9 protein-coding genes are annotated in these 17,054 nt (G+C 41.0%); all 9 read right to left on the reverse strand.

What is annotated here, in order from left to right:
- Position 1 precedes the first annotated feature (1 nt).
- Positions 2-1,165, reverse strand: a complete 1,164-nt coding sequence (locus tag ASL11_RS06945; RefSeq protein WP_082595309.1) for a sensor histidine kinase — start codon at positions 1,163-1,165, stop codon at positions 2-4.
- 98 nt (positions 1,166-1,263) lie between these two features.
- Positions 1,264-3,867, reverse strand: a complete 2,604-nt coding sequence (locus ASL11_RS06950; RefSeq protein ID WP_056611574.1) for a stalk domain-containing protein — start codon at positions 3,865-3,867, stop codon at positions 1,264-1,266.
- 195 nt (positions 3,868-4,062) lie between these two features.
- A complete protein-coding gene (locus tag ASL11_RS06955; RefSeq protein WP_056611577.1) occupies positions 4,063-4,296 on the reverse strand; it encodes a hypothetical protein in 234 nt (77 codons plus the stop codon).
- A gap of 202 nt (positions 4,297-4,498) precedes the next feature.
- Positions 4,499-5,713: a methionine adenosyltransferase gene (metK, locus tag ASL11_RS06960; protein ID WP_056611580.1), complete on the reverse strand. Its 1,215-nt coding sequence runs from the start codon at positions 5,711-5,713 to the stop codon at positions 4,499-4,501.
- Positions 5,714-6,208: 495 nt separating this feature from the next.
- On the reverse strand, positions 6,209-6,475 hold the full coding sequence (locus tag ASL11_RS06965) for an alpha/beta-type small acid-soluble spore protein (RefSeq protein ID WP_056611585.1): 267 nt from the start codon (positions 6,473-6,475) through the stop codon (positions 6,209-6,211).
- A gap of 149 nt (positions 6,476-6,624) precedes the next feature.
- Positions 6,625-7,158: a hypothetical protein gene (locus ASL11_RS06970; protein ID WP_056611587.1), complete on the reverse strand. Its 534-nt coding sequence runs from the start codon at positions 7,156-7,158 to the stop codon at positions 6,625-6,627.
- 91 nt (positions 7,159-7,249) lie between these two features.
- Positions 7,250-10,450 carry an S-layer homology domain-containing protein gene (locus ASL11_RS06975; RefSeq protein ID WP_056611590.1) on the reverse strand — a complete coding sequence of 1,067 codons (3,201 nt, stop codon included), beginning with the start codon at positions 10,448-10,450 and terminating at the stop codon, positions 7,250-7,252.
- Positions 10,451-10,784: 334 nt separating this feature from the next.
- Positions 10,785-13,703, reverse strand: a complete 2,919-nt coding sequence (locus ASL11_RS06980; protein ID WP_056611593.1) for an S-layer homology domain-containing protein — start codon at positions 13,701-13,703, stop codon at positions 10,785-10,787.
- Positions 13,704-14,050: 347 nt separating this feature from the next.
- The gene (locus tag ASL11_RS06985) at positions 14,051-16,957 is read right to left on the reverse strand and encodes an S-layer homology domain-containing protein (protein WP_056611596.1); all 2,907 of its coding nucleotides are present in this window, start codon (positions 16,955-16,957) and stop codon (positions 14,051-14,053) included.
- Positions 16,958-17,054 lie beyond the last annotated feature (97 nt).

The following is a 17,054-nucleotide window of genomic DNA, read 5'->3' on the forward strand; positions in this document are numbered from 1 at the left end:
TCTAGTTTTCCTCCTTGTTCTCTCCAACGCCGCCGATAGGGATGAGCATCGTAATTTTTGTTCCTGAATCTTTCTCGGACTCCAGAACCATGGTACCTTCTAGCAGCTCTACACGCTCTCTCATTCCCAGTAAACCAAAGTTATTCCCCTTGGCTATTCTTAGTTCTGTTAGCGGAACATCAAAGCCGATTCCGTTATCTACAACGTAAATCTGTACTTGATCTGGTTCTAGCGTGAGTTCAACAGACAAGAAGGTTGCTTTGGCATGTTTGTTTATATTCGATAAAGCTTCCTGCACCAAGCGGAAAATGGCAATTTCCAACCCAGACGGTATGCGTGTTTCTTTTCCGACCAGGTTAAACTGTGTGTGAATTCGATATTTGTCTTCGAAATCCTGCACATATTTCCGTAATGTAGGCACAATCCCTAAATCATCGAGCGCCATTGGTCGGAGGTTGAAAATAATTTTGCGAACCTCTTCAAGACCATTTCTGACTTGTCCCTTTAAATCAATTAACTCATCCTTCACCGCAGAAATATCTTCCTTGACGAGCATCCGATGGGCAATTTCAGTCCGAAGCACAACGTTCGCCAAGGTTTGAGCCATACCATCATGAATTTCGCGCGCGATTCGTTTGCGTTCTTCCTCTTGGGCCAAAATAATTTTGAGCCCCAGCAGTTGTCGATTCTTAGCAGACTCAATAATACGTGTTAACTGATTGAGGTCCCCTGACAAGTATTCCAATGCAACATTCATCTGAGAGACGATCGTTTCGGCGCGTTCTACCTGTTTGTCCACATTCTTCATGCGAACCTGCAGATCATTGCGGCGGATCTTGAGATTATTCTCTTTTTCACGCGCAACGGTTAGCTGTAATTGAAAAGCGATAGCGGCTTCATAAGCAATCTTGATATCTTCTTCTCGATACTTGTTGAAATCTCGACTGACTTCCGTAAGCCGGATCCGCGACCGCTTGTATTCTTTCTCTAACATATCCACGAGATCAATCGTGACACCCGTCTCATGCTTAATGTCATTGAGCTCCCGAGTAAGCGACTCCTTCTCTAAGCGTGATGACTCAGCAATCTCAAATAATTGATATTTGCTGCTTTCCATGACGTTAATGGCGTTGGTTATGACCTTGTCTATAGCGTCTGGTTGCACATGAAACGAGCTCCTTTTAATAAAACCTTATAATAGTAAGTTGTCTACCCCATATTGTAGCATAGTTCTTCCCGTTTGCCGTGTACTTCTAGTACTATTTATTCAATAGAAATTCCGTAATTCTGGGGATCCCAGCCTACTTTGAAGCCTAATCTCTCAGAAATGAGTCGTAATGGGACCATTGTCACATTATTCATGATCGCTGGAGCCACTTCTGCCGTGACACGACTTCCATTTACCAGGAGATCAGCTTGATCAATCCATAGGTCAATTAGTTTATCACCACGAAGGACGGTTACCTTACGTTCTTTATCATCCCACTTCACAGTGCCACCCAATGCTTCTGTGACAAAACGAATCGGAACCAACGTATTATCCTTCACGATCGTCGGCGCTTGTTCCAGCGTCATCGGCTTGCTATTTATAGTTGCTTGCTTCTTATTTACGTTAAGCTTGATTGCATTTTTCGGTAGCGATGGCAATTGTCCTTTATAAATAAATGAAATATCGTCAATATTAATTTTCCCTTTCACGGCTCTTTCATCCTGCCCGTTAGCCGGATTTGCGACATAAATGCTTTTCACCAGCAAAGGTGCTTTCAGATCCGACACATCCGCCGTCACCTTGCGCCAGCCTGTCCAGTTCATATTTTCCGTAAAACTGACATAATTCAGCTTGCCATCCGCATCAATGACCTCTGCACGCACCCAATTGAAGCTGCCATCGCCCAAGACTTTAGCCGTTATAAATTCGGGTTCACCCTCAATCGGCGCACCATTCCCATTATTAAACCTCGCATATGCTGCTTTCGTTCCTAGTCCCTTGGAGAAATCATAGGCGATTTCCAAGTTCTTATTTCCATTGTTCGGCACAATATTGACGCTAGAAACGACCTCTACCGGATATTTGTCACCTGTTGTCATAACTGCAAACTTATCTAAATCGTACCACACTTTCTCCTGCCCGACAGGCAAGGTTACCATAGTGCTATACCCGTCGTAGTGGGCGATGACCTGTGCTGTTTGCGCTCCAGCTGTGCTGTCTACGTGCAGAACACCATTCGTAATCGTCCCTTTAACTCCGCTAAGCTCCCAAGTCGCTGATGCCGCGGGTAATTCTCGCGTTGCTCCACTGCGTGTTGTAACGGTAATAGGAAGCTTGAAATCGCCACCCTCCGTCAATGAGAACGACCCTGAACTAAAAGCCATCGACGTAATCTGATCACGCCCGACAACTTCGACATCCATTGTTGCGGATCCTTTGCCTGATTTTGCGACAATCTGCGTTTTCCCAGGCATTGTTGGTGTATATACATTATCCTTAAATGAACCATTAGCTATCGTGGTGCTCCATTGTGGAACAATACCTGTTACCGCAATGGGATTATAATAGTCATCATATGCTTTAAATTGATAAGTGCTGGATTCATTTACGAATAATAAGGATTGCCCTTTTAAAATAAGACCTAGTAAATCACCCTTCGGCGCTGTCGAATATACGCCAAGACCATTTGCTACCGCACGTTGATTCCCGTTTTGTGTTTTGTTCACTAGCTTCGGATCTACATCACCAAGTGGCCTAGACACCATCTGTGTCGATCCACCGCCATCGAGGACCATCCCTCGCCAAACACCAGCATCAATCATGAATTGCTGCAGCTCAGGCAGTGTCATCCCGGCACTAGGACCGTTTCGATCCGCTGTTATGATATAGGCCTTCTTCAGATCCTTGGAGTAACCCACAGCTGTCCTAGAAACAGGACTATATCCGTTGAAATCATTAATATTCCGCGTAAAATAACTCGGCTTCGCCTCGTCTACCAGCAATGTGCTGCCCCCGATGAGCATTTTGAAGTTCTTCCAATCATATGTCTTCGATGCATCGTGTGGAATCATGTCGTACTTCGTCGTGATTTTATCCCCAACTTTGAGATGCTTTACAATAAACTCTCTAGCCAAACCGGAGCCTCTAAGGATATAACCATCTGCAGGAGCAATCATTTTCACATTCGTATCAACTTGAATTTCCTTAACGATATCATTCTGGATAAGCGCCTCAGTAGGTACGTGTGTACCATCCACAGCACGCTGTGTCATCGCCCAAGCACTTGTATAAAGGAAAAGGCCGTCGGCTATCAGTGGAACATCGTTATCGTCCCAGTAGAACGTTTTGTTCACGCCACCCAGCTCGAACTTTGTCCCATCCTTTGCTGTAACCGTACCCTGGAAATCGAAAATATCAATAATCGGCTGATTCGTCTTCGTAATAGCAAAAGAGTACAACCCCGAAATCTTCGCTGGCGTTGCCATCACCTGTCCATTCGTGATCTGTGCACCCTCTGGCACGCCTTCCGCCTGGGTATTATAGAAGTCCCCGTTCACGCCTGCTACAGCGCCTGTATCCTTCACCATGCCGAGCACACTCTGGTTCTTCGTGAACTGATTGTTCGTTCCTGCCATTGCGTCTATCTTCACATTCGGGTTCGTCAGATCCACTTCGATCACATTGGCGTTCACCGATACTTCCTTATTGCTTCGTGTTGTCGACCATACGTAGTTCTTCATAATTGCACCTGATGTAATCGTCTCCTGCGAGCTTAACGTCAGCTTCGTGCCCGCCGCGTTTACCGTAACTCCCGACACCAACTGCCACACCATAGCGCAAGCCAGTGCAGCTACTCCTACTTGCCTCTGTACCTTCACGTTGCCGTTCCACTCCTCTTTTTCATCTAAGTCTAGTATCTATCTTTATAGCGATAACTATATAGACTCTTAAACTATGGAAAAAGTTACGATATTCCCCATGTTGTATTCATATGTCATAGATAAATGGTAAAAATGTAAAAAAGAGCACAACCCTCCCGGGTCTGCTCTCTGCTTGAGATGCTTATATGTCAGTTAAATTATTTTCTTTAATTTTGCTTCTTGTTCAATCGAACGTGCTGAGAGGAGCTCAATGATCCTGTGTTGTTGCTCTTGCACATTTTCCAAACGCTTCACGATTTCATTGGTTTCAAGTACGGCTTGTTTGATTTGAGATTGTTCTAATTCTAGTCTGTCTAATCTCTCTAATACGGGTGATAATTCTGCTCTCAGCAACGTGGTAAGTGATTCCTTTAATTCAGTATCCATAATATCGCTCTCCTCTCGTATACCAACGCAGAACTTATCTTCTACCTATCATAACATAATTCCCTATGAATTAGCATCAGATGACATATACATATAGTGCCACTGTTATTAGCAAAAGAAAACAAAAATATTTACTAAAGCAAATACTAGTTGCGGTAAGTAAACAAACAAAAAGCCGCCCCAGAAGGACGGCCTCTCTATATTAATGCTTAAGCTCTAACGCTTGCGTTCTTAATGATTCTGCTTTATCTGTACGCTCCCAAGGAACATCTAGATCATTACGGCCAAAGTGACCATAAGCTGCAGTTTGACGGTAGATCGGACGACGAAGATCAAGCTCTTTAATGATACCCGCTGGGCGAAGGTCAAAGTTATTGTGGATCAGCTCAACAAGCTTCTCTTCACTCACTTTAGCCGTACCAAATGTATCTACAGCAATAGATACAGGACGAGCAACACCAATAGCATAAGCCAATTGAACTTCACATTTCTCAGCAAGGCCAGCTGCTACGATATTCTTCGCAACATAACGCGCCGCGTAGGCACCGGAACGGTCAACTTTTGTCGGATCTTTACCGGAGAACGCGCCGCCGCCATGACGAGCATAACCACCGTACGTATCAACGATAATTTTACGACCTGTAAGACCTGCATCCCCTTGAGGTCCGCCGATAACGAAACGGCCAGTTGGATTGATGAAGTAGTTCGTCTTCTCATCCAACAAGTGTGCTGGAACGATTGGAAGAATAACATGTTCTTTAATATCTTTTTGGATTTGCTCCAAAGTTGTGTTCTCATCATGCTGTGTGGATACAACGATTGCATCTACACGAACAGGTTTATCATCGATGTATTCAACAGTTACTTGAGTTTTACCATCTGGACGCAAGTATGGAAGAGTGCCGTTCTTACGAACTTCAGTCAAACGACGAGCCAATTGGTGAGAAATAGAGATTGGAAGAGGCATAAGCTCAGGTGTTTCATTTACAGCAAAACCGAACATCAAGCCTTGGTCACCAGCACCAATTGCTTCGATTTCTTCATCAGACATGTTACCTTCTCTTGCTTCAAGGGCTCTGTCTACACCTTGTGCAATATCAGGAGATTGCTCATTCAACGAAACGAGAACCGCACATGTTTGGGAGTCGAAACCATACTTCGCGCGTGTGTAACCAATGTCCTTAATTGTTTGTCTTGCAATAGCTTGAATATCGACATATTCAGACTTCGAAGTGATTTCACCAATTACCAAAACCAAACCAGTTGCTACAGATACCTCACATGCTACACGAGCATTCGGATCATTAGCTAGAAATGCATCCAAAACCGAGTCAGAAATTTGGTCACAAATTTTATCTGGATGACCTTCTGTTACGGATTCGGATGTAAATAAACGACGTCCACGAACTTGAGCCATATTATTCATCCTCCTACATTACATTTAGTATGTTTGAAAAGCTTCTACTCGATGCCTCTATAATAAAAAAATTGGGCCCGGCTTTAGCGCAAGCTTTTCTCGCCAAACGGAATCCCTCTTTTGCGCTCATGCGCTGATAAGATCTTTGAATTCCGCACTGGTACAAATAGATAAAGCATAAATAAATACAATACATGAATAAAGACAACATTAAAATGAACCTTCCCCTATCGGAAAAGGTTAAATTGAATATTGACCTTCAATTAACCATCCTACTTTATTTGTCGTGTAATGTCAATTTATAATTTCGATTATCATTATTCTTCTTATTAAGTTTACTTTAAGGTACGCTTCACTTTTTTTTCACAGCTTTTATCTATACTACTCATATATTAACTAATGAGTTCGTGAATATTTGTAATCTCTGAAAATTTGAAGAAAGAGGTCAGCCTATAGCCGACCTCTTTCTCATCACAATAATAGAAGGAATAATACCTACAAAGTAAACAAGGTTTCTTCTGCTCTTTGAATCAGACGCTGCGTAATGCGCCCGCCAACAGCGCCTGCATCCCTGGAGGTGATATGCCCCCAGTAGTCTTTTTTCATAGAATTTGAAGGAATAGAACCAAGTTCACCCGCAAATTCGGTATCCGCATTGGCCGACATCGAATTGCCTACTGGCAGACCTAACTCAGCAGCAATTTCGTATTTTAAAATATCTAAAGCTTTTTTCGATTCCGGAACCACTTTACTTCTAGCCATAACCAAACGCCTCCCTAAGAGTTTTAGTTCAGATCATGCACTCGATAAGCAGCTACCCGATCAATGGGGTACGCTAATAGTATGGCTAGAATCGGCTCCGCGAACCGAATAAGAAGTTGTCATTTTGGGTAAAATTATGGAGTAAACATTTATTGTAGAACTTTACTACCATCAGCATTCAAAATCAAAAATCCACCACGTACCATAACATAAATGGACGTGTCATTTTTTGGCGAAGGCTTAATACCGCGGCCCTCTGTTGGGAAAATCAAAAGATGATTCAGCGCGACTTCCGTCCCCGCCGGCAGATCCTTGCCTCCCGTTACGTCCGGGATGCCGTTCTCATCGTTACTCACGGCTAGTACCTTGCCGCTTCTCACGATAAACTCCGCGCCAGCGCCGGCATACAAGGTTTGTCCATTTTCCAATTGGACAACCTTCATATTTGCCGCTGCCGTTGGGGTAGTGCTCGTGCCTCCGTTGCTCCCGCCAGCATTCGCTGCGATCGTGGAGGCCACAATCTCCTTCACCTTAGCTTCGCTTAAGGTGTTCTGTTCGAAGTAGCTTTGGGTAATCACCGGGTCGGTTGTTCCTGGGGATGGGGCTTCGGCTTGGGATGTCTGTGCCGCAAAAAGAAGAATAACCGAGCTAAAAAGTACAAGTTTGACCTTTTGTAATTTCATTATTTCACCTTCTTTTCTTTTTGTAGCTATACTAAGCTACTTTGTAAAAAAAGAAAAGACCCCGAAGGGTCCTTTCTCCACTAAGTGATTATTAGTTTGTAACCAGTGTGCTTGCAGTTGCACCAGATGGAGCAATAGCTTTGATTACGAACTCAGTTACACCAGCGCTAACTACTACTTGACCAGTAGAACTAAATGTTACAGTACCAGTTCCTTTGATGTCAGATACAACGTATTGAACACCAAGTAAATTTTTGTATCTGCCGATATAATCAACTGTACCATTAAATGGTGCAGCCGCAAATGGAGCAGACAATCCTGTCTCATATTTGTACTCAATACCGTAGTTGTCAACAACTTTGATTGCATTCATCAGCTGACCTACATCGTAAGTTCCTGCAGCAATACCAGTTTTGTTCGCGTCAGCAGTAATTGTTTTAACAGTTACAGCTTCGGATTTGATGTTAATTGGAAGAGTAACATCTTGCAAGTTGCCATCTTCTTTCTTGAAGACAACAGTTACATTTGTTGTACCAGCTTTATTACCAATGATCCAAGCATCATTAGCATCGTAAACTGCTTTTGCTACTGTACCATCTGCTGTAGAAGCACTCACTACACGGGATCCTGGGATAACAACGGAATCACCCGATTTGTCTTTTGCAGTCACGGCAACTTTGCGAGCAAGCTTGCTGTTTTTAGCCCAAACTCCGTTATTGTTAGGAGCTGTTGCAGCAGCATCAGCTGCAGCTGTTAATTCTTTATCATCCGCAATTACAAGTGCGCTATCAAGTGCTGCAAAGGAATCAGCCAATGCGTTTGCACTGTATGTGAGATCGTTTTTGTTAACAATCTCCAAGCTGTTATCAACTGTTTTAAGAACGCTGTTCTTAACTGTGTCAATCAATTCAACTTTAACTTTAGCTTTTGATCCAACAGCAGCACCAGTTTGACCTAGCAAGTACAATTCTTTGCTATTGAAATCGCCGAATTGGGAAGCATTGAATTCAAATACTTTGTCTTCGCCAGCAGCAGGTGTACCAACACGACCTGGATAGTTAACTGCATCAGTTATGTCGCCATTCCATACTTTATCATTGTTTGTTGTGAATGCAGCATTAGCATTACCAGTAACTGTTACTTTTAGTTTGTAGTTAGTTGGCGTTACTTTTCCAACATTAACAGCGCCAAGTTTCTCACCATGTTGGTCTTTTACGTACCATTTAATTGTGGATTTACCACCAGCGATACCTTTAGCTGCAGGAGTAGAACCGTCAAGTACGATTGTTTCAGGTTTACGAGCATCTTGAACTGTGAAGCTTTGTTGAACGTTTTGTTGGATATTGGAGTTGAAAATACCCGCGTTAACAAATACTACACCTTTGCTGCCAGAAGTAATTGAATCTAGCTTGATTTTCCCTTTGTGCTCACCAGATTGGACAATCGCATCGTTACCATTGCCAAGTAATCCTGTTGGAACATTAGCACCGGAAACAGAAATCGAGAATCTTTTCGCAGCTGCATTATCAGCGATGTCTTGTGCGGACAATTTGTTGCCTTGAGCATCGTATGCAACGATTGGGATGTATTTGTTGCTGTCACCTTCAGCAAGAACGCCACTGAAAGTACCAAACTCAACTTTTGTAGCTACAGTTGAAGATTGAGTTTTGATTGTTTTAGTTGCGCTAGCGGAACCAACATAGATAGTTGCTGTGTACTCAGCATCTTTATCTACGTTTTTAGCAAGCTTAAACTTCAACTTGTCATAAGTGCTTGCAGCTGAATCTAGAACTAATGAATCAAAAGTGTATGGAGTAAATATTACACTTGCATTTGTTTTAGTAAGATCAGTCAATGCACCTTCTGCAATTACATCGCCATATTGGTCAAAACGAGTAATGGATGCTTCTGCAACATCGCCTTCTTTTGTAAGAGCAGTTTTAGTTGAAGGATATTTCACATCGCCTACTTCAACTTTTGTAACATAAGGATCGATACCAACCTTGAATGTTTTTTGAACAGACACAGAAGAGTTAGTCAAGAAGACATTCACTGGAATTACGTCGATTTCGGATTGGAACTCAAGTCCGCCACCTTTGTTTTTTGTATCAAGTGTCAACTCAAGAATACCAGTCTCATCGTTTCTCTTAACATTTGCGGAAGTACCCGAAACGTATGCTGTGTAGTTGCCACCAGTTAGGGAAGCATTTTCACCATATTGGTTTTCAGCTTTGATTTTAACAATAACTTTTGTAGATTTTGCGACTTTGTCACTTGCGTTAACGAAGCTAAGTTTTGTAACTTTTTCGTTTTCAGCTGTGAATGTTGCTGTAGTTTTGTCAACAGCAGCTGCATCAAGACCGGAAAGAGTAGCTGTGTAAGTACCTTCACTAAGTTTAACGTCAGTCAAAGTCAATACTACGGACTTCTTGTCATCTGCAAATTTAGCAGTTGTTGTGATGGATTGCGTACCTTTTGTCAAAGCAACTTTCGCTTTAGTATCATCAACCGGTTTGCTGAAAGTTACTGTTACTTGTTGTACACCAGTAGCTTTAGCTTCAGAAAGTGATACTTTACCTGGGGATACGTATTGAGCTTTCGCTTCATATGCACCAGTCAAAAGAAGATCGCGAGTTGCGTTGGATTTACCACCGAATTTACCGTCTGCTCCATTGGAGAGAAGTTTCAATTCAAGTGCAAGTGCTACATAACCTTGTGCCCAGTCAGTTACTGTTGCATCAGTACCTGTTTTGCCTTTAGCATCAGCATCTTTACCAAGAACGCGAACCAAGAAAGTAGCAAGTTGTTCTTTCGTTACTTTACCAGCTGGGTTGTAAGTGCCTTCACCGTAACCATCAGTGATACCAGCAGTTTTCAAAGCTTCGATGAAAGGAAGTGCGTAGCCGTTAGCTGCGTCATCTGCTTTAACATCGGAGAAGCTGGAAGTTTTAAGATCTTTGTTAACTTCGATACCAGTGATCAAAGCTGCAACTTTCGCGAATTGAGCACGGTTCATTTCTTCTTTAAGACCAAATGTTGTTTCGCTCACGCCATCAAAAATACCAGCGCTGATAAGAGCGTCAAATTTTGCTTTTGTTGCTGCGTCAAGATCTTTAAGATCTGTGAAATCAGCGGATGTTTTACCGAATGCTACGGAAGAAAACATGGATAATGCCATTGCTGCAGTAAGAACTACGGATAAACTTTTTTTCATAACCTTTTTTTCTCCTCCTTGAATATCTGTATAATTTTTTAGTTTGAAACCATTATTATTTGAGCTCGATTTACTCATTGTTTGGTTCACCCCCTTTCCAGAGTTAGAGCATGATATAACTAAGTTCGCTTGTGACACATAATAATTACATAAAAACTAGTAAACTAGTTAAGTAATTAGAGGAACTCACACCAATGTATATTATACAGTGGTCGAATTGGATCGTAAAGAATTATTTTTCCACTTCTTAATACACAACAATATGTTATTTTCTAGTTCATAGTATTAAACGCATAGGTTTCAAAAAAGTTGCGCATCCTAATAAAAAATATTTTTATATGAAATACGCAAAGAAAAAGAAACCCAACGTTGAAATAACGTGGGTTTCTCGATATTCTGGTTATTTTAATTCTTAGTTAACCAATGTTGTTGCTGTTTTACCGCTAACAACTGCTTTAATGTTAAACTCAGTTACGCCAGCGCCAATTGTAACTTTACCATTAGCACCTACACTAACTGTTCCTCCTGTATTAACATCTGTTACAACGTACTGAATACCTAGAAGGTCAGCATATCTAGCTAGTTCTACATCTGTATATTCAACACCATAGTTGTCAACAACCTTAAGGTTTGGCAATAAAGTGTACGCATCAACGACTGTTCCAGCCGTTAGGGCAATATCATTTGTAGCATCTGCAGTTACTGTTGCCGCTGCTATAGCATCTGATTTTACGTTTACAGCAACACTCTCATCTTCAGCAGAACCATCAGCAGTTGTATAAACAACTGTAATTGTAGCAGTTCCAGCTTTATTACCTATAACAACTACATCTCCACCGTCTTGAACAATTTTAGCAATGTTTTGGTCAGATGATGCCGCACTAATAACGCGACCTGCTGGAATAGCAACCTCATCACCAGAAGCATTAACTGCTTTAATGACTAATTTTCTTCCTAGGCTTCCGTTAAACGCCCATTCAGATCCCGTTGTTAATTGCTTTTCTTTATCAGCAACTACGCTGCTGTCTAAAGTCGCATACATATCAGTTACAGGTTTGATGCTGTATGTTAGGTCTGTGCTGTTAGCAATAACTTCCATGGAGCTATCCACAGATTTCAAAACATTTTCATTAGTTTTGCCTGGGTTTTGAATCAATTTCGCTTCAACTTTAGCCGTTCCTGTGGCTTTTGCAGTTAGCTTCAATTCTTTCTTGTTAAAACCAGCAAGTTCAGTAGCCGAGAACTCATCTGTTGCTAAACCAGTCAAGTCTGCATATGTCGAACCCGTTACTGTTACTTCAACTTTATAATCATTCGCATAGTCAGCAATCGTGCTATCTAATTTCTCACCGTATTGGTCTTTTACAAACCATTTAATCGTTGTTTCTCCACCTACGATTGCTTTTTGAGCAGGCTTATCACCATCTAGAACAATTGTTTCAGGCTTACGAGCTTCTTGAATTGTGAAGCTTTGTTGTGCGTTGGTTTGAACATTGGATGAGTAGATACCTAAGTTTATGAATACTACGCTGTTAACGGAAGCATCAACAGAGCTGATTTTAATTTGACCCTTATGCTCACCTGTTTTCACAATTGCATCATTACCATTGTTACCCGTAGCTGTTGTTGCACCAGATATGGACAAGGAGAAGCGTTTTGCAGTTGCTTGGTCAGCAATTTCTTGTGCAGTTAATTGTGTACCATTTGCGTCATATGCAACAATTGGGATGTATTTATCTTTGTCACCATGTGCAAGTACACCTGCATAAGAACCGAACTCAACTTTGTTCGCTACTTTAGATGAATCAACTTTAACTGTTAATGATGCGCTTGAAGAACCAACATAAATAGTTGCTGTGTAATCTGCTGCTTTTTCCACTGCATCTTCCAAAGAAATTCTAACCGTATCATAATCAGTTGTTGTAACTTTCAGTGCATCGTAGCTATATGGCGTAATTACCGATGTGATGTTTGTACGCTCATCTAAAATTGCACCTTCTGGAATTGCGTTACCGTATTGGTCATAACGCGTGATTGAGGCTTCTGCGTAGTCACCTTCGCTAGATAGGACCGTTTTTCCTGCAGGATATTTCAATGTGCCTAGCTCAATTTTCGTAACGAAAGGTTCAGTTCCAACTTTAAAAGTCTTTTGAACGGATACGGATGAATTTGTTAGGAATACATTTACAGGGATAACAGAAATTTCAGATTGCTGTGAACTAGTATCCAAAGTCATTTCTAGTAGGCCAGTGTCTTCATTTCTTGTTAGTGATTTTGTCTCACCAGAAACATATGCTGTATAGCTTCCACCATTGATTGTTGCTGATTCACCATATTGGTTCTCTGCTTTGATTTTCACTAAAGCTTTTGTGGTTTTTGCGAGGTAATCACCTGCATTTACAAAGCTAAGTTTTGTTACTTTCTCGTTCTCAGCCGTAAATGTTGCTGTAGCCTTAGCTACACTAGCTGCATCAAGACCGGAAAGTGTTGCTGTATATTCGCCTTCTGATACTTTAACATCAGTCAAAGTCAGAACCACTGATTTCTTATCATCTGCAAACTTAGCTGTTGTTGCAACGCTTGCTGTACCTTTAGTTAAAGCAACTGTTGCTTTAGCTGTATCAACTGGTTTGTTGAAAGTTACTGTTACTTGTTGTACGCCAGTAGCTTTTGCTTCAGTCAAAGAAACTTGACCAGCTGGTACGTATTGTTGTTTCGCTTCGTATGCGCCAGTTACTAGAAGATCACGAGTTGCATTCGTAATACCACCGAAAGTACCATCAGCATTGTTAGCAAGAAGTTTCAATGCAAGTGCTTCAGCCACATAACCTTGTGCCCAGCCAGATACTGTTGAATCTGTACCAGTCAAAGTTTTTGCTTCTGCATCTTTACCAAGCACACGAACCAAGAAAGTAGCTAGTTGTTCTTTTGTTACTTTACCAGCTGGGTTGTATTGACCTTCAGCATAACCATCAGTTACATTAGCAGTTTTCAAAGCTTCGATGTAAGGAAGTGCATAGCCATTAGCTGCATCGGTTACACTAACGTCAGTAAAGCTTGAAGTTTGAAGATCTTTATTTACATCAAGACCCATGATCAAAGCTGCTACTTTAGCGAATTGTGCACGGTTCATTTCTTCTTTCAAGCCGAAAGTTGTGTCGCTCACACCGTCGAAGATTCCAGCAGAGATCATCGCATCAAATTTCGTTTGTGTTGCTGCATCAAGATCTTTCAAATCAGTGAAGTCAGCTGATGTTTTACCAAAAGCGACAGCTGAGAACATCGAAAATGCCATTGCGGAAGTAAGAACTACGGATAATGTTTTCTTCATAAAGGTATTTCCTCCTAATATTTTAAAGTTTTTTTGTTATAAAAACTTATAACCAACGTAGCGACAATGAAATCCGATGAATTTGCGTGTAGCATTCCGTATATCAACTTATCTACAAATTGAGTATACGGTAATCCATGCAATCTTTCATTGCTAAGTATTTTCCAGAGTTATTGCAATCTCTTACACTAGCTACTTAGCCTCTTGCTTACTAGTTAAGAATACTATTTAATTATGAAGCAATTGAGAAGAGTAACTGAACTTAAGCTAAAAATTAGCTTAAAATAAACTGAAATTCCTCCCACAAAGAAAAAGAGACCCCAGAGGGTCTCTTTAATATCTGCTGATTAGTTAACCAAAGTTGTAGCTGTTTTACCATTAACAACTGCTTTAATGTTGAATTCCGTTACGCCAGCGCCAATTGTAACTTTTCCATTAGCACTTACAGTAACTGTTCCACCAGTGTTAACATCTGTTACAACATATTGAATACCTAGAAGGTCTGCATATCTAGCAAGCTCTCCTTCTGTATATTCAACGCCATAGTTATCAACCACTTTAAGATTTGGCAATAAAGTGTACGCATCTACTGTTGCAGGAGTTAATGCAATATCATTCGTAGCATCAGCTGTGACTGTAGTTGCTGTAATTGCATCTGCCTTTACATTTACAGTAAAGGATTCATCTTTTGTTGCTCCAGCTGCAGTTTTGTACACAACCGTAATGGACGCTGTACCAGCTTTGTTTCCAACTACTACTACTTCATTGCCAACTTGTACTACTTTAGCGATATTTTGATCAGAAGATGCTGCGCTGATTACGCGGCCTGCAGGGATCGCTACTGCTTCACCTGAAGAGTTAACTGCTTTAACTACTACTTTTCTTCCAAGGCTACCATTAAACACTCCTGCTTCTGTCAATGCTTTCTCGCTAGCGGAAATAACACTGCTATCTAGAGTTGCAAACATGTCAGTTACTGGTTTAATGCTGTACGTTAGATCTGAGTTAGCAATTACTTCCATGGAGTTACTTACTGTTTTTAGAACATTTTCATTAGCTTTGCCTGGGTTTTGAATCAACTTAGCTTCAATTTTAGCTGTTCCTGTTGCTTTTGCTGTTAACTTCAACTCTTTTTTGTTGAAATCTGCAAGTTCAGTAGCTGAGAACTCCATTGTTGTTAAGCCATCGAAATCTGCAACAGTAGGTTCAGATACTGTTACTTTTACTTTATAATCATTTTCATAATCTGCAATCGTGCTGTTCAACTTCTCACCATATTGGTCTTTTACAAACCATTTAACAGTTGTTTCTCCACCTACGATTGCTTTTTGAGCTGGTTTGTCCCCATCAAGAACGATCGTCTCAGGCTTACGAGCTTCTTGGATTGTGAAGCTTTTTTGTACATTAGCTTGAACATTGGATGTGTAGATACCCAAGTTGATGAATACTACGCTGTTAGCGGAAGCATCAACGGAGCTAATTTTAATTTGACCTTTATGCTCACCTGTTTTTACAATTGCATCATTACCGTTGTTACCAGTAGCTGCAGTTGCACCAGAGATGGATAAGGAGAAACGTTTTGCAGTTGCTTGATCAGCAATTTGTTGTGCAGTCAATTGTGTACCATTTGCATCGTAAGCAACGATTGGGATGTATTTATCCTTGTCACCATGTGCTAGTACACCAGCATAAGATCCAAATTCAACTTTAGTTGCAACTTTTGCTGAATCCACTTTAACTGTTAATGTTGCACTTGCAGAACCTACATAGATTGTTGCCGTGTAATCTGCTGCTTTATCAACTGAACCCTCTAAAGAAATTTTAACTGTGTCATAGTCAGTTGCTGCGATTTTTAATGCATCAAAGCTATAAGGTGTAACTACCGAAGTAAATTTAGTACGATCTACTGAAATTGCACCTTCTGGAATTACATTTCCATATTGATCATAACGTGTGATGGATGCTTCTGCATAGTCACCTTCGCTAGAAAGAACTGTTTTACCAGCAGGATATTTCAATGAGCCAAGCTCAACTTTTGTAACGAAAGGCTCAGTTCCAACTTTGAAAGTCTTTTGAACGGATACCGATGAATTCGTCAAGAATACATTTACAGGGATAACAGATACTTCAGATTGCTCTGCGTGTGTATCCAATGTCATTTCTAGTAAACCTGTATCTTCGTTTCTTGTTAATGTTTTTGTTTGACCAGAAACATATGCTGTGTAGCTTCCGCCGCTAATTGTTGCTGTTTCACCATATTGGTTCTCAGCTTTAATTTTAACTACAGCTTTTGTAGACTTCGCAAGGTAATCACCTGCATTTACAAAGCTTAGTTTTGCTACTTTTTCGTTCTCAGCTGTGAATGTTGCTGTAGCTTTAGCTACTGTAGCTGTGTCAAGACCGGAAAGTGTTGCTGTATAGTTACCTTCTGTTACTTTAACATCTGTCAAAGTTAGAACAACTGATTTCTTGTCATCTGCAAATTTAGCTGTTGTTGCAACGTTAGCTGTACCTTTTGTCAAAGCAACTGTTGCTTTCGCTGTATCAACTGGTTTGTTGAATTTTACTGTTACTTGTTGTACGCCAGTAGCTTTCGCTTCAGTCAAGGAAACTTGACCAGCTGGTACGTATTGTTGTTTTGCTTCATATGCGCCAGTTACAAGAAGATCACGAGTTGCATTCGTAATACCACCAAAAGTACCGTCTGCATTGTTAGCAAGAACTTTCAATGCAAGTGCTTCAGTTACATAACCTTGTGCCCAACCAGAAACGGTTTTGTCTGTACCAGTCAATGCTTTTGCTTCTGCGTCTTTACCAAGAACACGAACCAAGAAAGTTGCTAGTTGTTCTTTTGTAACTTTACCAGCCGGGTTGTATTGACCTTCTGCATAACCATCAGTTACGTTAGCTGTTTTCAAAGCTTCGATGTAAGGAAGTGCATAACCATTCGCTGGGTCGGTTACATTAACGTCAGTAAAGCTTGATGTTTTAAGATCTTTATTTACTTCAAGACCCATGATCAAAGCTGCTACTTTAGCGAATTGTGCGCGGTTCATTTCTTCTTTAAGACCAAATGTTGTGTCGCTTACGCCATCAAAGATTTCAGCGGAGATCATCGCGTCAAACTTTGCTTTTGTTGCTGCGTCAAGGTCTTTCAAATCCGTGAAATCTGCAGATGTTTTACCAAATGCTACGGATGAGAACATGGAAAGAGCCATTGCGGACGTAAGAACTACGGATAAAGTTTTCTTCATAAAGGGTGTTTCCTCCTAATATTTTAAAGTTTTTTTGTTATAAAAACTTATAACCAACGGGGCGACTTTTGAATCTACTTGCTCGGCGATCTCTGAT

The sequence above is a fragment of the Paenibacillus sp. Soil750 genome (assembly GCF_001428045.1).
Classification (GTDB): domain Bacteria; phylum Bacillota; class Bacilli; order Paenibacillales; family NBRC-103111; genus Paenibacillus_E; species Paenibacillus_E allorhizoplanae.

Bases quoted from the DNA above. Each gene is read 5' to 3' on its own strand.
- ASL11_RS06955 (WP_056611577.1), bottom strand. From the start codon at position 4,296: ATGGATACTGAATTAAAGGAATCACTTACCACGTTGCTGAGAGCAGAA.
- metK (WP_056611580.1), bottom strand. From the start codon at position 5,713: ATGGCTCAAGTTCGTGGACGTCGTTTATTTACATCCGAATCCGTAACA.
- ASL11_RS06965 (WP_056611585.1), bottom strand. From the start codon at position 6,475: ATGGCTAGAAGTAAAGTGGTTCCGGAATCGAAAAAAGCTTTAGATATT.
- ASL11_RS06970 (WP_056611587.1), bottom strand. From the start codon at position 7,158: ATGAAATTACAAAAGGTCAAACTTGTACTTTTTAGCTCGGTTATTCTT.
- ASL11_RS06975 (WP_056611590.1), bottom strand. From the start codon at position 10,450: ATGAGTAAATCGAGCTCAAATAATAATGGTTTCAAACTAAAAAATTAT.
- ASL11_RS06980 (WP_056611593.1), bottom strand. From the start codon at position 13,703: ATGAAGAAAACATTATCCGTAGTTCTTACTTCCGCAATGGCATTTTCG.
- ASL11_RS06985 (WP_056611596.1), bottom strand. From the start codon at position 16,957: ATGAAGAAAACTTTATCCGTAGTTCTTACGTCCGCAATGGCTCTTTCC.